At 50.9% G+C, this 22,220-nt stretch carries 23 protein-coding genes and 1 pseudogene; 10 read left to right on the top strand and 14 right to left on the bottom strand.

What is annotated here, in order from left to right; genetic code table 11:
* Positions 1 to 10: 10 nt before the first annotated feature.
* The 12 genes and pseudogenes from KNO61_RS00520 to cspD all read right to left on the bottom strand — a co-directional run bounded on the left by KNO61_RS00520 (position 11) and on the right by cspD (position 13,941).
* Positions 11 to 1,165 (bottom strand): PDZ domain-containing protein, encoded by a 1,155-nt coding sequence (locus KNO61_RS00520; RefSeq protein WP_240499842.1) that lies wholly within the window; start codon positions 1,163 to 1,165, stop codon positions 11 to 13.
* Between the two features lie 28 nt (positions 1,166 to 1,193).
* Complete coding sequence (locus KNO61_RS00515; RefSeq protein ID WP_078147319.1) at positions 1,194 to 2,597, bottom strand: S41 family peptidase; 1,404 nt, start codon at positions 2,595 to 2,597, stop codon at positions 1,194 to 1,196.
* A gap of 101 nt (positions 2,598 to 2,698) precedes the next feature.
* Positions 2,699 to 4,024 carry a murein hydrolase activator EnvC family protein gene (locus tag KNO61_RS00510; RefSeq protein WP_214872478.1) on the bottom strand — a complete coding sequence of 442 codons (1,326 nt, stop codon included), beginning with the start codon at positions 4,022 to 4,024 and terminating at the stop codon, positions 2,699 to 2,701.
* Between the two features lie 23 nt (positions 4,025 to 4,047).
* Positions 4,048 to 4,950 carry a permease-like cell division protein FtsX gene (gene ftsX, locus KNO61_RS00505; protein WP_031422854.1) on the bottom strand — a complete coding sequence of 301 codons (903 nt, stop codon included), beginning with the start codon at positions 4,948 to 4,950 and terminating at the stop codon, positions 4,048 to 4,050.
* Entirely contained in the window at positions 4,940 to 5,626 is a 687-nt protein-coding gene (gene ftsE, locus KNO61_RS00500) for a cell division ATP-binding protein FtsE (RefSeq protein ID WP_078147321.1), read from the bottom strand. The genes ftsX and ftsE overlap by 11 nt, the downstream gene beginning before the upstream one ends.
* Positions 5,627 to 5,979: 353 nt before the next feature.
* Positions 5,980 to 7,580: pseudogene (locus tag KNO61_RS00495) on the bottom strand (BCCT family transporter).
* Positions 7,581 to 7,692: 112 nt separating this feature from the next.
* Complete coding sequence (cccB, locus tag KNO61_RS00490; RefSeq protein ID WP_031422851.1) at positions 7,693 to 8,028, bottom strand: cytochrome c551; 336 nt, start codon at positions 8,026 to 8,028, stop codon at positions 7,693 to 7,695.
* Between the two features lie 108 nt (positions 8,029 to 8,136).
* On the bottom strand, positions 8,137 to 8,994 hold the full coding sequence (locus KNO61_RS00485) for a YitT family protein (protein ID WP_012726942.1): 858 nt from the start codon (positions 8,992 to 8,994) through the stop codon (positions 8,137 to 8,139).
* A gap of 61 nt (positions 8,995 to 9,055) precedes the next feature.
* The gene (gene prfB, locus KNO61_RS00480) at positions 9,056 to 10,156 is read right to left on the bottom strand and encodes a peptide chain release factor 2 (protein WP_012726943.1); all 1,101 of its coding nucleotides are present in this window, start codon (positions 10,154 to 10,156) and stop codon (positions 9,056 to 9,058) included.
* A 54-nt stretch (positions 10,157 to 10,210) separates the two neighbouring features.
* A complete protein-coding gene (secA, locus tag KNO61_RS00475) occupies positions 10,211 to 12,733 on the bottom strand; it encodes a preprotein translocase subunit SecA (protein WP_214814137.1) in 2,523 nt (840 codons plus the stop codon).
* 139 nt (positions 12,734 to 12,872) lie between these two features.
* Positions 12,873 to 13,436, bottom strand: coding sequence for a ribosome hibernation-promoting factor, HPF/YfiA family (gene hpf / locus KNO61_RS00470; RefSeq protein ID WP_012726945.1), 564 nt, complete (start codon positions 13,434 to 13,436; stop codon positions 12,873 to 12,875).
* Between the two features lie 307 nt (positions 13,437 to 13,743).
* Positions 13,744 to 13,941: a cold-shock protein CspD gene (gene cspD, locus KNO61_RS00465; protein WP_012726946.1), complete on the bottom strand. Its 198-nt coding sequence runs from the start codon at positions 13,939 to 13,941 to the stop codon at positions 13,744 to 13,746.
* Between the two features lie 271 nt (positions 13,942 to 14,212).
* Between cspD and KNO61_RS00460 the strand changes: the two genes are divergently transcribed.
* The 9 genes from KNO61_RS00460 (at position 14,213) to KNO61_RS00420 (ending at position 20,573) form a co-directional block, all read left to right on the top strand.
* Complete coding sequence (locus KNO61_RS00460) at positions 14,213 to 14,707, top strand: competence protein ComK (RefSeq protein ID WP_031422844.1); 495 nt, start codon at positions 14,213 to 14,215, stop codon at positions 14,705 to 14,707.
* A gap of 74 nt (positions 14,708 to 14,781) precedes the next feature.
* Positions 14,782 to 16,527 (top strand): hypothetical protein, encoded by a 1,746-nt coding sequence (locus KNO61_RS00455; RefSeq protein WP_214872477.1) that lies wholly within the window; start codon positions 14,782 to 14,784, stop codon positions 16,525 to 16,527.
* Between the two features lie 9 nt (positions 16,528 to 16,536).
* On the top strand, positions 16,537 to 16,827 hold the full coding sequence (locus KNO61_RS00450; RefSeq protein WP_012726949.1) for an EscU/YscU/HrcU family type III secretion system export apparatus switch protein: 291 nt from the start codon (positions 16,537 to 16,539) through the stop codon (positions 16,825 to 16,827).
* Complete coding sequence (locus KNO61_RS00445) at positions 16,824 to 17,204, top strand: flagellar protein FliS (RefSeq protein WP_214872476.1); 381 nt, start codon at positions 16,824 to 16,826, stop codon at positions 17,202 to 17,204. The genes KNO61_RS00450 and KNO61_RS00445 overlap by 4 nt, the downstream gene beginning before the upstream one ends.
* Entirely contained in the window at positions 17,188 to 18,090 is a 903-nt protein-coding gene (locus KNO61_RS00440) for a flagellin N-terminal helical domain-containing protein (RefSeq protein WP_214872475.1), read from the top strand. The genes KNO61_RS00445 and KNO61_RS00440 overlap by 17 nt, the downstream gene beginning before the upstream one ends.
* Positions 18,091 to 18,114: 24 nt before the next feature.
* The gene (locus KNO61_RS00435; RefSeq protein ID WP_012726952.1) at positions 18,115 to 18,558 is read left to right on the top strand and encodes a YaaR family protein; all 444 of its coding nucleotides are present in this window, start codon (positions 18,115 to 18,117) and stop codon (positions 18,556 to 18,558) included.
* Between the two features lie 9 nt (positions 18,559 to 18,567).
* The gene (locus KNO61_RS00430) at positions 18,568 to 19,233 is read left to right on the top strand and encodes a DUF2225 domain-containing protein (RefSeq protein ID WP_214872474.1); all 666 of its coding nucleotides are present in this window, start codon (positions 18,568 to 18,570) and stop codon (positions 19,231 to 19,233) included.
* Positions 19,234 to 19,498: 265 nt separating this feature from the next.
* Positions 19,499 to 19,999 (top strand): DUF1572 family protein, encoded by a 501-nt coding sequence (locus KNO61_RS00425; RefSeq protein ID WP_214872473.1) that lies wholly within the window; start codon positions 19,499 to 19,501, stop codon positions 19,997 to 19,999.
* A 100-nt stretch (positions 20,000 to 20,099) separates the two neighbouring features.
* Positions 20,100 to 20,573 carry an AraC family transcriptional regulator gene (locus KNO61_RS00420; protein ID WP_214872472.1) on the top strand — a complete coding sequence of 158 codons (474 nt, stop codon included), beginning with the start codon at positions 20,100 to 20,102 and terminating at the stop codon, positions 20,571 to 20,573.
* 149 nt (positions 20,574 to 20,722) lie between these two features.
* Here KNO61_RS00420 and KNO61_RS00415 read toward each other — a convergent pair whose 3' ends face one another.
* The gene (locus KNO61_RS00415; RefSeq protein WP_214872470.1) at positions 20,723 to 21,349 is read right to left on the bottom strand and encodes a hypothetical protein; all 627 of its coding nucleotides are present in this window, start codon (positions 21,347 to 21,349) and stop codon (positions 20,723 to 20,725) included.
* A 138-nt stretch (positions 21,350 to 21,487) separates the two neighbouring features.
* The gene (locus tag KNO61_RS00410) at positions 21,488 to 21,670 is read right to left on the bottom strand and encodes a hypothetical protein (protein WP_214690645.1); all 183 of its coding nucleotides are present in this window, start codon (positions 21,668 to 21,670) and stop codon (positions 21,488 to 21,490) included.
* Positions 21,671 to 21,829: 159 nt separating this feature from the next.
* Between KNO61_RS00410 and KNO61_RS00405 the strand changes: the two genes are divergently transcribed.
* The gene (locus KNO61_RS00405; protein ID WP_214872469.1) at positions 21,830 to 22,207 is read left to right on the top strand and encodes a DUF3021 family protein; all 378 of its coding nucleotides are present in this window, start codon (positions 21,830 to 21,832) and stop codon (positions 22,205 to 22,207) included.
* Positions 22,208 to 22,220 lie beyond the last annotated feature (13 nt).

Genomic DNA, 22,220 nt, shown 5'->3' with positions numbered 1-22,220 from the left:
ACGGATACTCTTACAGTTTACGTAAGCGAACTCTCGGGCTCGTTGGTTCCCCGACGAACAAAATCCCGAGCTCATGTGGATCGGTCTCATACATCGCCCGTTGAACGAATCGGATGTCTCCGTTCAGATTCAACACTTCCAGCTTGATGTATGGCTTATGTTGCTGGAGCGCCTCATAAAAACTGTGCCCTCCGGTGATGACCGTCCCGTTGACTTTATAGATCGATTCACCCGGGATGAGCTGCATCGCCTCTCCAGGCGAGTTCGGTAGCGTGTCGACGATGACCGCCCCACGGTTTCCGTTGATGAAGACGGGTGTCGTTCCCCGATTCTCGCGTTTGATCCATTGTAAGCCGAGCTCATAGAGGACGAATAGCGTCAATACTACATAGTCGACATATGGAATCTCAAACGCATATGAGAGGCCGAATAGACCGAGAGCGATCAAAGCGAGTACGGCACGATAATTGCTCAGTCGTGCGAGAAGCGTTCCTGGTAGGGCGCCGGTCGACAATAAACTGACCCCGATGGGAATCGGAAGAATGATGGGCACCATCGGCCAGTCGAGACCGAACATCGGTGGCACGAAGACGACGAGCGGGAAAAACCAAATCCGTTTGACGACATGCCCTCCGATAAACTGCCCCCGTTTCGACAAGATCAAGGTCGGGGATGTCTCTTTTGGTCCGTTCCAGCGCAAGAGAATCGCTTCAGCAAGGGTGACGAGGCCGAATGTGAGCGCATAGACCGTCCAATCGACCTGAGCGAGTGCTGCTACCCAATCACGAAGCACCCCATATGCGACAACATCGCGTAACAAGACGACCCCAAACAACACGAGAAGAGGCAGCACCGGATTAAAGAATCGCGGATGCATCGTCAAGACGACGAGCGTATAGAGAATCGTGAACGAGACGGCCCACTCAAACGTGATGGTCGTCTCGAGTAAAATCGTCACGGCCGATGAGAGGACCGCTAACAGAAGACTCGGCCAGATGAAATGTCTCCATTCCGACTTCGGTGAGCGACGTCTCGAACGGAACATGGCCCGTTCTCGCTTGACCCGTGTCAGCGATATGTATGTAAGGGCGACAAGTGTCACCCAAAACAGCGGACTACCTAACAACGTCAATAAAGCCGTAACACCCATTCGTACAACTTCCACGCGGTCCAACCCTTTCTTTCATACAACGTTATTTTGCGGCTTCTTCAAGCGCACGATTCAATTGGGCGTCATTCGCCTCATCTTGAATCGCTTCGAGCAACTTCGCTTCGAGTGCAGAGGCTGTCTCTTCATCGACAGTTCCAGAAGCCTCGAGACCATTGTCTGTCTGGAATGCTTTCACGGCGTTCGCCATCGTGTCCCCGTAATATCCCGGCTGACCGCCTGGCTCATAGCCGATTCCAGTTAAAATTTTATGCAAGTTCGAGACGGCGTCACCGTAATCTCCGACTTGGAGCGACTCTTCTTCTGTCAGGACACGGGTCACGTTGAAGAAGTCCGGTTGCTCCACTTCAATGTCCGGCTCGATGCCCTTCTTGTTAATCCAATTTCCGTCCGGTGTGAGCCACTTGCTCGTCGTCAATTTCAAGTTACTGCCGTCCTCTAAGTCGAACGCCGTCTGGACGACACCTTTTCCGAACGTCTTCGTCCCGATGATGGTCGCGCCTGCTCCTTCTTTCATCGCACCAGTCAAAATCTCAGATGCCGAGGCAGAACCCTCATCCGTCAAGACAAACAGGTCATACGGTTTCGCTTCACGAGCGCGACCGTTTTGTGCATCACGGTCACCGTCCGCATTCTCGATTTGGACGACCGGTTTTGAGGTCGGGACGAACCCTTCCGACATCTCGATGACGGCAGGCAAGAGACCTCCCGGATTTCCACGAACATCGATGATCAAGCTATCGATTTCTTCTGACTCGAGTTGCTCGAGTTGTTCGAGGAATTCATCAGCCGTCGGTTCTGAGAATTGGGTGACTTGGAGATACCCAATCTTTTTACCGTCTTTCTCTTTCACTTCAGAGAAGACCGTCTCGATTGGAATCGTGTCACGTGTGATCTCATAATCCGCCGTCTGACTGCCACGGCGAATCGTCAACGTGACGGTCGTCCCTTTTTCGCCTCGAATCAATTGGACGGCTTCCTGTACATCCATCCCTTCGATCGACTCCCCGTCGACCGCTGTGATGATGTCGCCAGGACGAAGTCCCGCCTCTTCAGCCGGAGCGCCTTTGATCGGAGCGACAATTAGGATGTCCTCTCCTTTCTTCTCCAAAGTCGCGCCGATTCCTTCAAAACTCGATTCAATCGAGTCCGTAAATTGTGACGTTTCTTCCGCATCCAAGAAATCCGAATACGGGTCGTTCAGCGCTGCGGTCATCCCGTCGAGCGCACCGGTCAATAAATCGTCTTCTGAGATGTCCTGTAACGAATGTTCTTCAATCAAATTACGTACTTGGTCGACTTTATCCCAGCCTTCCGCATTCGTTTGAATGGGAAGCGATGTGTCTGTAAACGCCATCGTCGCAAGGCCTGCACCGGCCCCAGCCACGAACGTTGTGCCAGCGAGTAGTCCTGCGGTTGAATTTTTCACGGGTTGGTCCCTCATTTCTCTTTGTAAGTCTTTTCATTAGTATAGCAAAAACTAGAGGAAAAGCGGACGCGTTCCACATATTTGGGACGCGTCCGCTTCTGTCAGTATCCAATATACGGGGCTGGGTCAATCGCGTTCGGCTGTCCCGGTGCCCATTTTCCTCGGTGTAACTCAAAATGAAGATGGGGACCGGTCGACCAGCCGGTATTGCCGAGCGTTCCGACCGTCTGTCCCGCCGCCACTTGTTGACCGGCTCCGACTGTGATCGCATTTAAATGGGCATAGACGGTCGTCCAAATCTCACCGTTGATGACATGCGAAACGAAGACGACATTTCCATATCCGGTCGCCGGTGCCGCCTTGATGACGACACCTGGTGCGCTTGACACGATTGGTGTTCCAGACGCATTGACGAGGTCGATGCCCTTGTGAATCTCCGGCACACCTGTCAACGGGTTGTCTCGTGGACCGAACGGACTAGACACATAACCGGACACAGGACGAACGAATCCCGTGGACGTGGACACATTCGTCGGTGTTTCGGTTGGTGCGGTCACTTCTGGTGCCTCCTCGACCTCCGACTCACGGGCTTCCGCTTCTGCTTGTGCTCGCTCTTCAGCGGCACGCGCCTCAGCTTCACGTTTGGCACGTTCCGCCGCCTCTGCGGCTTCTCGTTCGGCAGTCGCAATCGCCTCTAGTTGTTCACTGATGATGCGGTTCTGTTCAGCCATGACCGCCTGTTCTTCACTGCGCGTCATCTTTTCGAGCTCGAGCTGCTCTACTTGTTCGTTCAGTTCAACCAACAGGTCACGTTTCTTCTCGGCCGTCCGGTCAAGGTCTTGCTTGGTGATGACGAGCTCGCGCTCTTTTTGCTTGATGAAAGAGAGCTGGGTACGTTGTGTCGACTCGAGCGACTCCAAACGTTCCATCTCACTCATATAATTATGTATGAGCTCCCGGTCCTGTTCAGCGATCGTGCGGGCCGTCATAGCCCGTGTCACGAAGTCGCCGAAGGAACGGGACTCAAAAATGACTTGTAAATAGGAAGTGTCTTCATGTACTTGCAAAACGCGAAGGCGCTCGTTCACGAGTTCCTTCTGGCTTTCCAAGTATTCTTCCTGAACGGAAAGTTGTTGGCGGGTCGACTCGAGTTCTGCCCTGGCTGTATCGATCTCATGCTGCTGAATGGCAATTTGTTCGCTCAATTCATTCAACCGGTCGTCGACGACGTGTATTTCCGTCTTCACGGCATCACGCTCTGCCTCGGTGATCTCGAGTTCGGCATCCGTCTCGGCCTGCGCTTTTTTCGACTCCTCCAACTCATTGGACAGTTGATCTTGTCGAGCTTTCAACGTGTCTTTCTCTGTCGCCATGACCGGCATGGCAAGTAACGATACACACAACCCTAGCGCAAGCGAACGTTTCATCCGCCAACTCCTCCTTATTTAAGTTAGATTTTCAAGAAACGACCGAGCGATGTCGTCGATCCCCAGATTCCGATGAACGCACCGAGTGCAAGTAAAACAAGCGATACTTGGACTGTTAGCGTCGATGGATCAATCAACTTAAATATATCACTATTCAATTGATCAAGCGATGGTTGTAAAGCACTATATGCAACGTCATATCCGAAATAAATGACAAGAATCGGGACGAGAGCCCCAAGCATTCCAAGGAGCAATCCTTCGATAAAGAACGGCCAGCGGATAAAGCTGTTTTTCGCTCCGACGAGTCGCATGATTTCAATCTCACGGCGACGCGAGAAGATTGTCATTTTAATCGTATTTGAGATCAAGAACATCGCCATCAATGTCAAACCGACAATCAACGCGAGTCCACCGATGCGAATCCCGTTGAAGAAGGCAAACATTTTATCGATGTAGTCTTTTCCGTATTTCACATCGTCCACATTATCGAGTGAACCGACCGATTTGGCCACTTCCTCTAGTTCTGTCGGGTCTTGTGCTTTGACGATATAGCGGGCGTGGAGCGGGTTGTCTTTTTCAACCGTTCCGTATGCAGCCGCATCATCGCCAAGCTGGTCTTGGAACTTCGCTAGCTCATCTTCTTTTGAACTGAACGTGACCGTCGAGACACCCGGCACCTGTTCAATGTTCTCCCCGAGTTTCTCAACCGAGTTCTCATCCGCTGTACGAGTGATGAACACTTGAATCTCGACATCATTTTCGACGTTATCTGAAATTTCATTGATGTTGAACATGACGAGTGCGAATACACCGACAAGTAGCAACGTAATGGTCACGGCACTAATCGCCGCGAACGACATCCATCCATTCCGAAGTGTTCCTTTGAACCCTTCACGCAAATGGCGCAATCCAGTCTTAAATATCATAGCCATATGCTCCTTTCTCTTCATCGCGCACGACTTTCCCGTTCTCAATCGCGATGACGCGGTGACGAATCTTATCGACGATGTCACGGTTGTGTGTCGCCATGACGATTGTCGCTCCGCGGCGGTGAATCTCTTCAAACACTTCCATGATGCCCCATGCTGTTTCCGGGTCTAAGTTCCCTGTCGGCTCATCGGCGATGATCAATTTTGGCTTATTGACGATTGCGCGAGCAATCGAGACACGTTGTTGTTCTCCACCTGATAGTTCGTCGGGATAGTTGCGCGCCTTGTTCTTCAATCCGACAAGGTTCAACACATCCATGACTTGTTTCCGAATCGAAGACGTGTCCGCTCCTACAACTTCTAATGCGAACGCTACGTTCTCATATACCGTAAGTGACGGCAACAATTTGAAGTCTTGGAAGATAACGCCGAGTTGACGGCGTAGCTTCGGTACGTGTCGGTTTTTAATTTTCCCGACATCGAGTCCGTCAATCAACAATTGACCGGCTGTCGGCTTCTCCTCACGATAAATCATCTTCATGAACGTCGACTTTCCGGCACCGGAAGGCCCGACGACATAAAGGAACTCGCCGTCGCGAATTTCTAGATCGAGGTCATCCATGGCGACGACGCCGTTCGGATATACTTTACTGACTTTTTGCATCGAGATCATAACGTATTCCCTACCCTTTTTAAATTATTTTTAAGCATCTATGACGAATTCGAATCGATTATTTTAGTTACTGTATATTTCGCCTAGAGTCTTTTTTACAGGAAACGGCTCCCTCTGTCAAGGTGTCGCTTTTTTATGTTAGCCTGGTCAAAAAATCATCTAGGGCATATGTTGAAGCGACTACAATTATATCAATCCGACTTTTAAAACACCATTACAGGATTGTTTCAGTTCGATTGAGTTCGATGTGAAAATGTCGCGAAGAACCTCGCTTTCTAAATCTCCCAGAGAATGTTGAAACCGCACTTCAAAAGGGTGCTCCCTAAGGAACACCCTTCACCAATACGCCACATTTAATCGTGTGGTTTTTCTTTCAATGCATCAAACGGCGACTTTTTCCGTTTCCGATACTTGATATGAATCGTTGAGGATTCATAGTCATCGGAAGCCCGGATATCCCGACTCGATACGCGGACGAATGACCAAGCAAGAAGGAACATGATGAGGATAAGCGGGAATCCACCGACGATACTCGCTGTCTGGAGCGTCTCTAGTCCGCCGAGGAACATGAGCGTGAGCGGCATGATAGCAAGCGCGAACGCCCAAAAGAGACGGTTCCAGACAATCGGCTCATCCTCGACATGTTTTTGCGTGACCGATGCCAAGATGTATGATGATGAATCGAACGTTGTCGCCAAAAAGATAATGGCAAGAAGCGTAAAGACGCCGATGACGACTTTCCCGAAAGGCAATTGGCCGATGATGGCGATGATTGTAGGTGCCGGGCCATTCGCCGCCATGTACCCGACAACATCGAACGTCCCACTTAGATGAAGGTAGAGCCCGTAGTTTCCGAGAATCCCAAAGAACAAGATGCATCCGAGCGTTCCGTACACCATCGTCCCAAAGATCATATTCCGAATCGTACGACCGCGTGAGATACGGGCGACGAACAATCCGACGAATGGTGCATAGACAAGCCACCATGCCCAATAGAACACCGTCCACGATTCCGGGAACCCGGTCGATGTGAAGCCACCGAAGTCACCGAACGGTTCCATCCACGTTGCCATCCGGAAAAAGTTATCCATGACGATTCCGACTCCATTGAACGTCGTCTCCATAATGAATCGAGTCGGACCAAAGATAAGCACGAACGTCAAAATCCCAAGGGCGAGCCAGATGTTCAAGTCACTGAGTACTTTGATGCCACCCTTCAGTCCAATGTAAGAACTGATGGCGAAGATGACCGTACAAATCAACATGATGACGGCCTGCATCCCGAGCGTGACGGGAATCCCTGTCAGTTCGTTGACCCCTTCGGCAATCATCGGGGTACCGAGGGCGAGCGTCGTCCCGGCACCACCTAATAATCCAAAGATAAATAAGATATCAATCAATTTACCGAGGGGTCCATCTGCCCATTTTCCGATAACGGGACGTACCGCTTCACTTACCTTTAAGACGGATTTCTTACGGACGTAAAAGAAATAAGCGATCGGCAGTGCCGGTAACGTATAGATTGCCCAAGCGATCGGTCCCCAGTGGAACATCCCATATGCTGTCGACCATTGAATCGCTTCCGGTGACTCCGGTGTCAGCCCGAACGGCGGACCTTCATAGTAATAGACCCATTCGATGACGGACCAATAGAGGATGCTGGACCCGATGCCGGCAGCAAATAACATCGCCGCCCAAGAGAATGTACTAAATTCGGGTTCTTCATCTTCACGACCTAATTTGATATGACCATTCTTACTGAAGGCAATGAAAATCCGAACGCACCTAAGCCCATTGCTAAGTACAACATGCCGAAGTTAGAGGTCATGTATTCGTTCGCCGCACCGACCCACGCTTTACCGGTCTCTGGGAAGAAGATGAGCGGTAACGTCACCCCTAACAGTAATACAAACGAGCCGATAAAAGTCGGCCAGTCAATCAGTTTCGTCTTCAATCGTCATCACTCCATTTCCACTATGTCTCACGTTACCTTAACAATATTTCCCCAAGCCTTAACACCCAAAACAAAAAAGCATGAGGTGTGTTCCACCTCATGCTGTCGAATCTTATTTTTTCTCAGCGAGCCAAGCGGCGACCGCTGTGATCTCTTCGTCTTTTTCAATGACGTTCGCAGGCATCGCGCCTTGACCGTTTCGAATGACGTTTTCAATCTCTTCTGCCGACAGACGAGCACCGACTTGCTCGAGTGACGGACCACTCATTCCTTCAAGGTTCGCACCGTGACATGCCGCACAGTTTTGTGCGTATACCGCTTCCGCGTCAACCGATGCCGTGTTCGAGCCCGAATCCCCGTTGCTCGATGTATCCTCTTCTTCACCGCCGCCACATGCGCCGAGTGTCAGCATGGCGCCGAGGCCGATGGCCATCATCCATTTTTTCATAACCACGTTCCCCTCCTAAGTTGTAGAAATGACCTACATTTACCATTATAGCCGTTAACGTATGTTTTCTAACCTAATCTCACGAAAAGTACACAAAGATTCCACAACTTACGGCACGTTGATGTAACGCTTATCAGACGTAAACCCTTGTCCGAGCACCTCATGTGCCTCACTGAAGACGAGGAACGCCTCTGGGTCGATCCGACGGATGATTTCCTTCAATCGACTCACCTCGCTCTGACGGACGACGATCATGAGCATCGGACGGTCGAGACGTGAATACGCTCCGATCGCTTGGATCTCTGTCGCACCGCGGTCAAGCTCCTCGAAGACGGCCCGGACGATAAAGTCCCGCTTCTCCGAGATGACGTAAGCCATCTTGTCCTGTGTGAACCCGAGCTGGACGAAGTCGATCATCTTGACCGTGATGAATAACGCGATGAGTGCATAGAGCCCGGTCGTGAACGAGAACGTCAAGGCCGCGGTCAAGACGACCATGCCATCGAGGATGGCGATACAGAGATAGAGCGGGATGTGCGTGAACTTATGTAAGATCTGAGCGATCAAGTCCATTCCCCCTGTCGAGGCGCGTCCACGGAAGATGAGTCCGAGTCCGACACCGACGCCGACACCACCGAAGATGGCCGCGAGGAGCGTATCGTCCACAGCCGCACCGGCATCGATCGCCTCATAGAAAAGAATGACACCCGGTAAAAAGATGGAGCCGACGAGCGACTTCACACCGAAGCCGAGGCCGAGGATGGCCCACCCGATAATCAGAAGTAACACGTTCGCCACGAGCTGGAACGCCCCCGGCGAGATGCCGAACAGTTCATACGTGATGACCGAGATCCCACTCACCCCGCCCGATGCCAGATTATTCGGCAACAGAAATAAGCTGAAGGCCGAGGCGACGAACACCGATCCGGTCAACAAATACAGATAGTCTTTGACGATTTGCTTCATTAAAGAAAGTCTCCTTTACACACAACATGGCCCAAAGACGGGTGTCTTTGAGCCACATGCATCACATATTTGTTTTACGAAGGTAGGCATCGATGAACGGCATGACGTCGCCGTCCATGACGCCACTCGTGTTCCCGACTTCATAGTTCGTCCGGTGGTCTTTGACCATCGAATACGGGTGGAAGACATACGAACGGATTTGGCTACCCCAACCGATGTCCGTCTTTTCCCCACGGATCTCGTCGAGTTTTCGTTGCTGCTCGTCGAGTTCGCGTTGGTACAATTTCGCTTTCAACATCTTCATCGCCGACTCACGGTTCTTGATCTGTGAGCGCTCGGTCTGACACGAAACGACGACGCCCGTCGGCACGTGCGTGATCCGGACGGCAGAGTCCGTCGTGTTGATGTGCTGACCGCCGGCACCTGATGCACGGTACGTGTCGATACGGAGGTCTTCTGTCCGTACTTCGATCTCGATGTCGTCATCGAATTCCGGCATGACGTCACATGACACGAACGACGTATGACGACGACCTGACGAGTCGAATGGCGAGATGCGGACCAAGCGGTGAATCCCTTTCTCCGCCTTCAAGTAGCCGTATGCGTTATGACCGACGATGCGGAGCGTGACCGACTTGACGCCCGCCTCTTCACCCGGGAGGTAATCGACCGTCTCGACTTTCCAGCCTTGTTTGTCAGCGAAACGTTGATACATCCGAAGGAGCATCGATGCCCAGTCCTGTGACTCGGTACCGCCCGCACCCGGGTGCAATTCGAGGATGGCGTTGTTCGCATCGTATGGTCCGTTCAAGAGGATCTCGAGTTCGAAGTCATCAAACTCCTTCTTGAGCGCTTGAATCGATTCCCCGAGCTCTTCTTGCATCTCGGCGTCCGGCTCTTCCTTGATGAGTTCGAGCGTCACTTCGCCGTCCTCATGTTGATTGGCGAGGTCTTGATACTTGTCGACCATCGCTTTGAGTCCGTTTGACTCATCGATGACTTTTTGTGCCTTCTCCTGGTTGTCCCAGAAGTCAGGATACGTCATCTCGTTCTCGAGCTCGGCGATACGTGCCTCTTTCTCTGTCAAGTTGAGAGACGCTCTGTAATTCTCGAGGCGTTTCGCCATCGCCTCTAGTTCGTTCCGAATATCTGAAATTTCCATAGTGTGATTCACCTTTCCGTAGGAAAGAGGCGAGCGGACCCGCCTCTTCAATAATTAAGCCTTTTGTCTACCGTGACAGTTTTTGAACTTCTTGCCAGAACCGCACCAGCACGGGTCGTTCCGGCCGATGCTGTCTTCTTTCGAACGACGGACCGGCTTCTTCTTGACAGGTGCATCGCTCTTGCCTGATACGGCGACTTCCTCTTCGACGACTTTCTCGCGGCGGAGGTTGTCCCCGACTTCGGCACGAAGGACGAAGCCTGTCACTTCTTCTGCGATTGCCGCATTCATCGCGTCGAACATGTTGATCCCTTCCGCTTGGTACTCACGAAGCGGATCGTTCTGTCCGTAAGCGCGGAGATGAATCCCTTGACGCAACTGGTCCATATGGTCGATATGAGCCATCCAGTGCGAGTCGACGGCACGGAGTACGATGATCTTCTCGAACTCGTTGAAGCGTTCCGGCGGCGCGAGTTCTCGTTTCGCCTCATACTGCTCGTTCACGCGCTCCATGAGAAGTTCGATGATTTCTTCACGTTCTTTGCCGAAGAAGTCTTTGCCTTCGACCGTCTTCTCGAGCGCGAGCGTCTGGTTGGCCCAGTGCGCGAGCTCGTCGATGTTCCATTCTTCCGGTACGAGTTCGATCGGCGTGTATTGTCCGACACCGAGTTCGACCGTCTGCGCCATCATCGAACGGACGATATCCGTGACCGACTCGTTCTCGAGGATGCTCGAGCGGTCCTTATACATGACCTTCCGTTGGTCGGCCATGACGTTGTCGTAACCGAGAAGCTGCTTCCGCGCATCGTAGTTGTTTCCTTCGACACGTTTTTGCGCTGACTCGACCGCTTTCGAGACCATGCGGCTCTCAATCGGTTGCGTGTCATCCATCCCGAGACGCTCCATCATGCTTTGGAGGCTATCCGTTCCGAAGCGACGCATGAGCTCGTCTTCGAGTGACAAGTAGAACTGGGATTTACCCGGGTCCCCTTGACGACCCGCACGACCACGGAGCTGGTTATCGATTCGGCGTGACTCGTGACGCTCTGTCCCGATGATGTAAAGACCACCGAGGTCGATGACACCTTCTCCGAGCTTGATGTCGGTACCACGACCGGCCATGTTCGTCGCAATCGTGACGGAACCTTTTTGACCGGCATTCTCGATGATTTCCGCCTCACGGGCGTGGTTCTTCGCGTTCAAGACATCGTGACGAATCTTCTTCTTCGTCAAGAGTTTGCTCAAGTATTCAGACGTCTCGACGGCGACCGTACCGACGAGGATCGGTTGTCCCGTTGCGTGGACTGCCGAAATTTCTTCGACGACGGCTTTGAACTTGCCTTCCATCGATTTGAAGATGAGGTCTGCCTTGTCATCGCGAAGGATCGGTTTGTTCGTCGGAATCGTCACGACCTGCATGTTGTAGATGTTACGGAACTCTTCTTCCTCTGTCTTCGCCGTACCGGTCATCCCGGCAAGCTTCTCGTACATCCGGAAGTAGTTCTGATACGTGATTGTCGCGAGCGTCATCGATTCGCGTTGAATCTCGACGCCTTCTTTCGCCTCGATCGCCTGGTGAAGACCTTCCGAGTAGCGGCGTCCGTCCATGACACGACCCGTGAATTGGTCGATGATCATGACTTGCCCCTCACGTACCATATAGTCGATATCGTGATGCATGACCGCGTTCGCACGAAGGGCGAGCCCGACGTGGTGGTTGACGGCGACGTGCTCGATTGCGAACAGGTTGTCGATGCCGAAGAACTTCTCGGCGAGGTCGACCCCTTGGTCCGTCAAGAGGACCGATTTCGTCTTCACGTCGACCGTATAATCGTCTCCTTCTTTCAACGTACGGACGAACGCATCCGCGCGTGTGTAGAGTTCAGTCGACTTTTGAGCCGATCCTGAGATGATGAGCGGAGTACGCGCCTCATCGACGAGGATCGAGTCGACTTCATCGACGATCGTGTAGTAGAGCTCGCGTTGAACACGGTCTTCCTTATAAAGGACCATGTTGTCACGGAGGTAGTCGAACCCGAGCTCGTTGTTCGTCGAGTACGTGATATCACAGTTGTAGGCCGCCTGTTTCTCGACACGGTCCATGTTCGACACGTTGAGGCCGACCGAGAGACCGAGTGCGAAGTAGAGCGGCTCCATGAGTTCTTTATCTCGTTTCGCCAAATATTCGTTGACCGTTACGACGTGTACGCCACGGCCAGTGAGCGCGTTCAAGTAGACAGGAAGTGTCGCGACGAGCGTCTTCCCTTCACCGGTTTTCATTTCGGCGATGTCGCCGTTATGGAGCACATAGCCCCCGATGAGCTGGACACGGTAATGACGCATCCCGAGCACACGCTCCGATGCCTCACGACAGACCGCGAACGCCTCCGGCAAGAGGTCGTCAAGTGTCTCGCCTTTCGCCAGACGTTCCCGGAACTCTTCCGTCTTCGCCTGAAGCTGTTCGTCGGACAATGCTTTGATTGGTTCGGCGAACGACTCGATCAAGTCGGCCGCTTTCTCTGCTTTTTTCAACATTCGTTTCTGTGGAGCAAATAACTCTTTCAAAAAGTTCGCCATACTCATATCTCCTCTGCACTCACTAAAAAATGCATGTTTTTTCCCTAATGTACAGTTTAACCGAAGTGGTGCCACCTTTCAAGGAAAGGCAAAAGGAAACGACCCCCCGAAGCCGGGAGGTCGTGTAGTGTCATGTATATTATTCAGGTTCGATCAAGCCGTACTTCCCATCTTTACGACGGTAGACGACGTTCGTGTTGCCCGTTTCTGCGTCAGAGAAGACGAAGAAGCTGTGACCGAGCATATCCATTTGAAGAATCGCCTCTTCCGTGTCCATCGGTTTCAACGTGAAGCGTTTCGTCCGCACGAGTTCGAGTTCTGCCTCGTCCTCATCGTAGACGGCCGGTGTATCATCAGGTCCTTCTAAAGACTTGAAGTACTCGCCGACGCCACCTTCTTTCCCGCGTCCTTTACGGTTGAGTTTCGTTTTGTGTTTACGGATTTGACGTTCCAATTTATCGACGACGAGGTCAATTGCCGCATACATGTCGAGGTTGATGTCCTCAGCACGGAGCAACAAGTTCGGCATCGGGATCGTCACTTCCACTTTTTGTTTCTCGTTATACACTTTCAAGTTGACGTAAGCCGTCTGTGCATCCGTAGGAGTTGTGAAATACCGAGTCAACTTCTCCAGCTTTTTCTCGACATAGTCTTTGATTGCTGGTGTGACCTCAATGTTTTCGCCGCGAATGTTATAAATCATCTGAACTCCTCCTTAGAAATAACCGCTTGAACCAATGATTCGTCGAACGAGACGGAATCTCCTGCTTCATTTCTTAAAAAAGAAAGGGGAACCAGGTGGCTCACTCATATTATACCCCGAAAACGCTACGATTGAAAACGTTATCATCAGAAAATAATGACAATTTTGTTCCGAATTCAACATTTCCTAGAACGAGCGAAAGGTATAGAAAGAAAATACCCATTCCACTCATTTTTAAACGCCTTTTTTTATTATGTAGACAAAATAAAAAGCCGACTCCCAAGGGAGCCGGCTTCGCGGTTTGAAATTATAATTTTACAACGTTAGCCGCTTGTGGGCCACGCTCGCCATCAACGATTTCAAACTCTACATCTTGACCTTCGTCAAGTGATTTGTAGCCTTCAGATTGGATTGCTGAGAAGTGTACGAACACGTCTTTGCCGCCTTCAACTTCGATGAATCCAAAACCTTTTTCTGAGTTAAACCATTTTACTTTACCTACCATGTGTAAATCCATTCCTTTCACCATTGGAGAATACAGAGGATTGTCCTCTACGGCTAATCTTACCACCTTCTTGTAAACGTGACAAATACTTTCTCAAATATTTGTAAACGTTTCGTCATTTGGCTTTCATTGGAATTATATTTCCCTACTTTTCATATTGTCTTGTTGAATTTACATTTTTTGTGATATATCATTGAAGGGATGATTTAGGTTTGTGCCGTTTGTCTTTAGCCGATCCTGAAAATCTAATACGAGGAGGATGGTGCAGCGTATGCGCTCCTACTATTCTGAGGAAAAATATCGCATCACAAAGCGAACCGTGGCGATTCTCCCTTGCTTTGACATCATGAAGCAGTCACGGATCATTCTCGAGGATGGCACCGAGATTTCAACCCCGCTCCGGCCGTACCAGTTGTTGCAACTTTCTTGCCGCCAGTACAACAGCTCGATCGAGGAAAGAATCTTCATCGCCAAACGCGTCGCCGGCGTAAAAGGGAAAGTCCCTGTCGTGATTGAACCGACAACTGGACTCGTCTTCTTCCCGACGAAGTCTCCAAAACGAGACGATTGTGAATGGTATGCCTGGTCCCATATTCGAGACATACTGAACATTGAGGGTGAGCCGAACGGGCTTGTCCTCACGACTGATGGACATCAAATCCAAACGAACGCAACACCGTACGTCCTCCGGAACCAGCTCAAAGCGACAGGTGAACTTGTCGCCCGGTTCCAACAATTGAACGCGAGCCCCGTGCTCGAGTCCTGACACGCCTTCCGTCGAAAAGACGGAAGGTTTTTTTCTATTGTATCGCTTCATTTTTTTAAAAAGAGGTCGATATTATGGTCGAGGTGACAAACATGCAAATTCAAGCCCAAGCGACCGCCGTCAGTTCGGTCTTACCAGGCATCCAGACGAACCGGACGTACAAGGCCGAACTCGTCAAACAAACAGGACCCGACTCCGCAATTGTCAAGATCAACGGTGAAGAAGTCGAGGTCACATTTAAAGATGGGCTTCCGAAAACGAACCCGTTCCAAGTGACGCTCGCCGAACAGGACGGCGTCTTGATGGCGACCGTCGTTCCTCCAAAGGAAGAGACACTTGAATCCGCACCACCTGCGTCCGCGTCGTCAAAGCTTGATGCGAAGATTCAGACGCTCCTCGCTTCCCTTCCACCTGAAGTACGAAGCGCGGTCAGCCGTCTGCTACAATCCGGACGCTTGCCGATGAACGAAGACACGGTACGCCTTCTCGAGACGGCGTTCAAAGGGGACATGCGGGACGTCATCCTACATTTGAAGACGCTCGACACTCCGACCGTTCCTCGTGAGATGGCTCGAGAAATCGCCGTCCTCTCTTTGAACGAAGCGAAACAACAGATCACACCGCCGGCGCCGAACGCTCCTTACCCACAAAAAGAGCGGTATGTCGAACTCGTCAATCTGTCACGTCCCGTGAGTGAACGCTTCACGCCGACACCGGAAACGATTGACCGGGTCATCCGTGACCTCACGCCGACGACACCGATATCATCGCGTCCGATTGAATCTGAATCGCGCCAAGCGATGCCGCTTCCTCCAATCAACGGGAAGCAAGTGATGGTGAAGGAAGTGACGTCACATCTAGCGACCGTCACGAACACGTTCCGAAACGAGCAGGCGACCGTGACGAAACAACTCGGACAAGTTGCTACGTTGATCGAGACGAACCCGCATGCGGCACGCCCTGCCCTCGAGACCGTCTCGACCCGTCTGACACAACTCGTCCAAAAGACGGACGCCTTGCTTCATACCGACGTGACGCAAGAGAAGCAATTGGTCGCCATGACGGCCAAACTCGACGTCGCGTTGTCGTTGCTTGCGACGAAACCACAAGAGAGTGCGACACTCGTCAAAGAGGTCCGGGCGGCACTGAATGATTTCCGTTATGCGCCGAACCAGACACGCATCGAATATATCCCGCACGGGGCGACACGTGCCGGCGAGATGCCGACCGTCGCGCCACTCAAGCTCGATTCGACATTATCTGGACGACACATCCAGGAAGTAGCGCAACGTGTGCAGACACAGGCACAGCTCGCCCAAGCGACGTCCAATACGCCGACATCAGCTTTATCGGTACGTGGAGATACGACGAACCCCGAGGCGCAACGCCTCGCCTCGTTCTTCCAAGTCCAACAGACGCTCAACCGTCTCGACGGGGGGCAGCTCCATCAGCTCTTGTTCGCCCTCCCGGCAAAAGTGCAAGAGATCGACACGGGAATCCATGTTCATATCCAAAACCAGGAGGCCGGGGACGTTGTCGACTGGGAGAACAGTGTCCTCTACATTCGTTTGGAGACCCCTCGCCTCGGAGAGATCGGCGTCAAGCTCGAGGCGAAAGACCGAAACCTCCGACTCACGCTCGAACATGACGACGCGACGATCGAACGACTCGCCCGTCCCCTTCTCGGGAAGATCGAACAAACGCTCGAGACGATCGGATATAAGAGTGTGACGACCCAGTTCAAGCCGCTCACGAAGGCGGAGCGTGTCATCGAAGAGCCTAAGACGGCACCGACGACCGGTTATGATTTTAGAATATAGGAGGTCCCGATGTACCAACGCATGGATTTGACGAAACGAAAGACGGCCGCGGTCGTCCGCTATGACGAAACGACGGACAAAGCGCCCGTCGTCGTCGCCCGCGGGACCGGAGCCGTCGCTGAAAAGATTTTACAGGAAGCACGTGCCCGGGGTGTGGCGGTCGAGAACGACCATTCCTTGCTTGGCCATTTGCTCGACCTTGACTTAGGGGATGCCATCCCGCCCCAACTGTATGACGTGATGGCAGAAGTGTTGTTGTTGATAGAGGAACTTGATTCGATCAAAGGAGAACAAAGATGAATCCAACCCAATTATATGAGATGAGGCCAGAAGAACTCACGCAAGCGATGCTTCATGCACTCGTTTATCACTATGAACGTGCCCAAGACTCGACGATCGCCGAACGGAACCGCCACCTCCGCCAAGCCCGGGAGCTGTTGGTCAAGCTCCACCAAGGACTCCATGACGGCGGCGGAATCATCGCGGCTCAACTCGATGAAATCTATCTTTACATGGCGAACGCCAGCGTCGAAGCAATCATCGACCAAGATAAGAAAAAAATCGCCGAACTACATACGCTCGCGAGCGACCTCGATCAAACGTGGAGCGAAGCGATGGAGCGTGCAAAGACTCAATCTGTCCCGACTGGAGGAAACCGCTATGAAAATTACGAATAACGTCCAAGCATTAAAAGCGTATACATCTCTTTCCCTGAATCAAGCGTCAATGAAAAAAACGATGGATCGCCTCTCAAGTGGGATTCGCATCAACAAGGCATCTGATGATGCGGCAGGACTCGCCATCTCAGAGAAAATGCGGATGCGCCTCGACTCGCTCTCGATGGCAGAACGCAACACGCTCGACAGCATCTCGCTCACGCAGACGCTCGAAGGTGGGATGAACGAAACTCATTCTCTTCTTCAGCGCATGCGCGAACTGTCCGTCCAAGCAGCGAACGGGACGCTCAGCGAGGATGACGCGAAAGCCGTCCAGGAAGAAATTAACGCGTTGACTGCCGAAGTGACACGAATTGCCGAAACGACGGAATTCAACTCAAAGAAAATTATGAATGGCGAATACATGCAAGGCAATAATACGTTATTCTTCCAAATCGGTGCCGGCAACAACGAAGCCGTCATCTTAAACGTACAAGATATGCGGGCGCACGCACTCGATATCACGATGACGACACCCGGTGGCGGGGAACTCCCTGCCGTCGATGATGACAATGATGGAGCAACTCCTGATCGAACATTCTACGCGCTAAGCGTATTGACACCGGCGGACGCAGGAGACGCCATCTCGAAATTCGATGCAGCCATCAACAAAGTGTCACTCGAACGTTCGAAACTTGGGGCCATTCAAAACCGACTCGAGGCGAACGTCAGCGTCGTCGCCATCGGCTCAGAAAACTTGACGGCATCTGAATCACGAATCCGTGATGCCGATATGGCCCGTGAAATGATGGACTTCGCCCGTCTAAACATCTTGAATCAGTCCGGCATGGCGATGATTGCCCAGTCGAACGCATTGCCGCAAGGCGTGTTACAATTATTGAACTAACCTAAAGAAAGGACGGTTGCCCATATGGACATTCGTCGCATCATGGAGACGCAATCGCTCCTCGGCTCAAGTAAGGCGAAACGCCCCGAAGTCGAACCCGGCGTCTCCTTCCAAAACGTGATCGGTCAAAAGCGCGAAGACCGGGAATACGAACGCTTCCAGCGTCAAATCGCCGCGATTCATGAACAAGGAGAACTGCTCGCCGAGAGTCAGACCGTCGAGGCGCTCGCCGACTACAAACAAATGATTAAAGACTTTATGAAAGAGGCCGTTGACGCGGCACTCCGTCTCGAGGACAAACGCGGATTCAATCGCCGCGGCCGCGCGAAGATTTATAAGGTCGTCGAACAAGTCGACCAAAAACTCCTCGCTCTGACGGATCAGGTCATCTCAGGTGAGGCCTCTCGCCTCTCCTTACTCGACCAGGTCGGTGAGATTCGCGGACTGCTCGTCAACGTCTATGTGTGAGGTGTCGAGATGGCAGAGCATTTATTTTTGAAGAAAGTCAAATGTCCGTATTGTTTACAGGAAAGTAAGACGAACCGCGTCTTATCACGTCACATCCGCCCACTCGAAGTTGAGAAGGATGGCTACACAACGTATGATGGACCGAATCCTTATTTATACGAACCGACCGTCTGTGACCATTGTCACCTCGTCTTCCACGACTCGTTCGACAAGGTGCGCAAACATAACCGGGAAGCACTCGAGACGCACTACTTCAATCAAGTGAATCCAGATGTGTTGAAAGGTGACCGCTCGTATGAGCACGTCATCCTCCTCTATAAGTTCGCCGTCATGACGGCCCAGTTGAGCGGACAGAAACCTTCCGTCGTCGCCATGCTCGGGATGCGAATCGTATGGATGTATCGGTTGATTGGGGATACGGCGTCTGAGAAGGAATGGATGCAGCGGACGCTCGATAAATACAATGAGGTGCAAGAAGCGTATACGGACCCGATTCGGACCGGCTTACCTTACGACCAGCTCATGTTGCGGATTGCCGATTTGTCGGCCGCGCTCGATTACTACGAGGACGCGCGTCGCTGGTATGGGATTCTCCTCAACAGTAAGGAAGTATCGGAGCGGATTCGGAACCAGGCCCGCGATCATTGGGAAGAGTTTCGGTTGGAGCACGCCTAATCAGAAGTGTGGGACCTTGTGTCTCACACTTTTTGCATACAAAAAATCGCGCTCATCCACTCACGGACAAACGCAATCGACACAATTGATGAATAAGAAATCTACACAACATAGACTACCCAGTATACCCTCATGTCGACTATGCGGTGACGCCTCGCAGGATGCATCACTTGGAATCTCAATTGTTATAACATTAATTTAATTTTTAGTGGGATAGATATGGGGTATATTCAAAGCAAATACATACGAAGAGGAGGAGCTTTTCATGTTTGAAACGCAATATCTCGAGACCGTCCGCGCCACCTTCAAAAGTCAGAAACAACTCGCCGAGCGCGCACTCGTCCAAGTGAATGACGAGGATCTGCATAAGACACTTGCACCGGATACGCTCTCCCTCGCTCTGATCATTCAGCACATGGCGAACAATATGAAGTCGCGTTGGACCGATTTCTTGACGACGGATGGCGAAAAGCCGGACCGCAACCGCGACGCCGAGTTCGAGGACCAGCAACTGTCCCGTGAAGAACTCATGAAAGTATGGGACGAGCGATGGCAACTGTTGGATAATGTCTTAGCTGATTTGACACCAGATGACTTAGGGAAGAACGTGATGATTCGAGGGGAAGCCCATTCCGTGATTGACGCGATCGAACGCCAAGTGTCGCATTATGGGTATCATGTCGGACAAATCGTCTATCTGTCGAAGCTATTCGCCGGGAGCGACTGGGATGTGTTGTCGATTCCATTGCCGCATCAGCGTAAATAATAATTCCTGTTGCAACACTTCAACGAGATATTATTTCAATGAAGCACTTTTTTGGACATCAAGACAATTGAATCAGTCAACTTTAATGGGGGGTTACAAAATGGATATGACTTTAAAGCAATTGCCTGAGACTGAAATTGCATTTATCAGACGTACAGGTAGCTATTTTGAACCACAAGAACATTGGGGGAAATTAATACATTGGGCGACGGAACACAACCTTTACCCTCCATCAAGTCAATTTATCGGTATTTCATTAGATAATCCGAACGATGTTGATCCTCATGAATGTAGACATGATGCTTGTGTCACAGTTCCTAAAAACTTTGATAAAACAGGACACGGGGAGATACAATTTAAAATGCTAGAAGGTGGTCAATACATCATGCACCATTTCTACGATACTCCAGAAAAACTGAGTGAGACGTATAAATATATTTTTGAAGAATGGTTACCAGAACGCGAATATTCAGTGGACGAATCTAGAAATACCTTGGAGTTCAATTTGAACAATCCAGCTGAAGATCCCGACGGAAAATCTAAAGTCGATTTATATGTACCCATTAAGAATTAAGATTTTACAAAATGAAAAAATTAAGATACAAGGAACTCTCAAAATATGAGAATCCCTTCTTATATTCTCTATGCTAACCACTATGCTTATTGTGTAGTAATAATCAACCATGAGACTAGGCGTACCGATTTTATTCGGCACGCCTACTCTTATTTTGTCACGTTAATTGTATATTCGTAGCGGTCTTCTGCAACTTTGTCGAAGTTCTCGTTGAATGGTCCATCGATGACGACTTTCAAGTCCGTCAGCTCTTCTGGTTTTGCTTTCACGAAGAAGAGGACGTTCCCTTCTTTCTTCACCTTTCCTAAAAATTCTCCACCAACGTCATCCGAGAACCATAAGTGAGAAGACACTTGCTCCCCCGTGTTCGTCACGAGCGTCGCCTGATCCGGATGGAAACTCATCGTCTCGTCGACCGTGTTCTCGACCAACATGTTCATCGCGACGACCGTCACCTCTTCTTGTCCATCGAATGAGTCGCTATAAGCTTCTGCGACCGTGAGGCGTGACGTCTGTACTTTGTCGATGGCGAATTGAATCGGACCCATCGTCTCCGTGATCGTGAGTGCCTTATTCTTCATGTAGATCTTGTTCGTACCGAGTTCACTTTCTTGGACGTCCGTCTCTTCAACAGTCGTCTCCTCTGGTACGTTCGCTTCCGCCTCTACCACTTCTTCCGTATTCGTCGCCGTCGTCTTCAGTTCGTCTGCTTCCCCGCAACCGACAAGTAGTGCGAGCGGTACCGCCACCAGTAAGCCAAATCGTTTCATGTTCATCTTCATCTCTCCCTTTTCTTAATCCAAGTGATGTTGTGGTTAAGACGAATATAACGAATTGACAAACCGAACCGTATTAAGAAAAAGTTCCAGGTAAAATAAAAGTCAAGGTCCATAATCGGACCTTGACATGTATACTTATCCTCTTGATTTCAGCTCTTCTTCCTCGTATGGGTCAGGACGATCCTCAAACGGCGTATCGTCCTCGACGTACGCTTCAAGTTTTGGGTCCCGTTCCACGTATTCATCGTACGCTCCCTCTGGACCATAGACGAAATAACGGCGCTTCCGTGACGATATCTTGGACTCTTTCTCACGCATCTCGTTTCCCTCCTCTTTTCAGAAAAGAAGCAACGGCTACATTGATGTTTACCCGATTATAGCGGAAAACAGACGTCATTTCATCTATACCCTTTGTATGAAACTTTTCCTTTCCACAGCCGTATACATTTACAACGATTCGATGAAAGGAAGATTCATATGCAACTATTGAAAAAAGGAATACTTCGGAGTCTCATTTGGTCGTTGCCATTCGCGATACTTGCTCTCTATCAAGGTTGGTCAGGGAATGCAGAGGCTGTGCATGGAATGTTTATCTACGCAGGAGTCGCCTTCTTCCTCGGGCTCACAAGCGTTATTTATGAAGTCCAACAGTGGTCGTTCAAGAAACAAATCTTCATTCATTGGAGCGTTATGCACGTGACAATCCTACCACTTCTCTGGTTCGGTGGGTCTACACCGGTCATTTCACTTCAAGATACCATGCGTCTCTACTTAAACTTTACGGTAAGTGGTCTCATCTTGTTTACCGTCTCGTATTTCATCATCCGGATACGTCGACAAGTCAAAGCCTCTTAACACAAAAGCTCGA

Origin of the sequence: Exiguobacterium sp. s140 (assembly GCF_018617035.1) — a bacterium.
Taxonomy (GTDB): domain Bacteria; phylum Bacillota; class Bacilli; order Exiguobacteriales; family Exiguobacteriaceae; genus Exiguobacterium; species Exiguobacterium profundum.
Note: the sequence above shows the minus strand (reverse complement) of the source record. Positions and strands in the feature narration are given on the sequence as shown.

Coding starts and splice junctions, on each gene's coding strand:
- KNO61_RS00445 (WP_214872476.1), top strand. CDS start 16,824: ATGAATCCAACCCAATTATATGAGATGAGGCCAGAAGAACTCACGCAA.
- ftsE (WP_078147321.1), bottom strand. CDS start 5,626: ATGATCTCGATGCAAAAAGTCAGTAAAGTATATCCGAACGGCGTCGTC.
- KNO61_RS00440 (WP_214872475.1), top strand. CDS start 17,188: ATGAAAATTACGAATAACGTCCAAGCATTAAAAGCGTATACATCTCTT.
- KNO61_RS00455 (WP_214872477.1), top strand. CDS start 14,782: ATGGTCGAGGTGACAAACATGCAAATTCAAGCCCAAGCGACCGCCGTC.
- KNO61_RS00430 (WP_214872474.1), top strand. CDS start 18,568: ATGGCAGAGCATTTATTTTTGAAGAAAGTCAAATGTCCGTATTGTTTA.
- KNO61_RS00510 (WP_214872478.1), bottom strand. CDS start 4,024: ATGAAACGTTCGCTTGCGCTAGGGTTGTGTGTATCGTTACTTGCCATG.
- KNO61_RS00425 (WP_214872473.1), top strand. CDS start 19,499: ATGTTTGAAACGCAATATCTCGAGACCGTCCGCGCCACCTTCAAAAGT.
- secA (WP_214814137.1), bottom strand. CDS start 12,733: ATGGCGAACTTTTTGAAAGAGTTATTTGCTCCACAGAAACGAATGTTG.
- KNO61_RS00450 (WP_012726949.1), top strand. CDS start 16,537: ATGTACCAACGCATGGATTTGACGAAACGAAAGACGGCCGCGGTCGTC.
- KNO61_RS00415 (WP_214872470.1), bottom strand. CDS start 21,349: ATGAACATGAAACGATTTGGCTTACTGGTGGCGGTACCGCTCGCACTA.
- hpf (WP_012726945.1), bottom strand. CDS start 13,436: ATGATTTATAACATTCGCGGCGAAAACATTGAGGTCACACCAGCAATC.
- KNO61_RS00460 (WP_031422844.1), top strand. CDS start 14,213: ATGCGCTCCTACTATTCTGAGGAAAAATATCGCATCACAAAGCGAACC.
- KNO61_RS00405 (WP_214872469.1), top strand. CDS start 21,830: ATGCAACTATTGAAAAAAGGAATACTTCGGAGTCTCATTTGGTCGTTG.
- cspD (WP_012726946.1), bottom strand. CDS start 13,941: ATGGTAGGTAAAGTAAAATGGTTTAACTCAGAAAAAGGTTTTGGATTC.
- KNO61_RS00485 (WP_012726942.1), bottom strand. CDS start 8,994: ATGAAGCAAATCGTCAAAGACTATCTGTATTTGTTGACCGGATCGGTG.
- KNO61_RS00410 (WP_214690645.1), bottom strand. CDS start 21,670: ATGCGTGAGAAAGAGTCCAAGATATCGTCACGGAAGCGCCGTTATTTC.
- cccB (WP_031422851.1), bottom strand. CDS start 8,028: ATGAAAAAATGGATGATGGCCATCGGCCTCGGCGCCATGCTGACACTC.
- prfB (WP_012726943.1), bottom strand. CDS start 10,156: ATGGAAATTTCAGATATTCGGAACGAACTAGAGGCGATGGCGAAACGC.
- KNO61_RS00435 (WP_012726952.1), top strand. CDS start 18,115: ATGGACATTCGTCGCATCATGGAGACGCAATCGCTCCTCGGCTCAAGT.
- KNO61_RS00420 (WP_214872472.1), top strand. CDS start 20,100: ATGGATATGACTTTAAAGCAATTGCCTGAGACTGAAATTGCATTTATC.
- ftsX (WP_031422854.1), bottom strand. CDS start 4,950: ATGATATTTAAGACTGGATTGCGCCATTTGCGTGAAGGGTTCAAAGGA.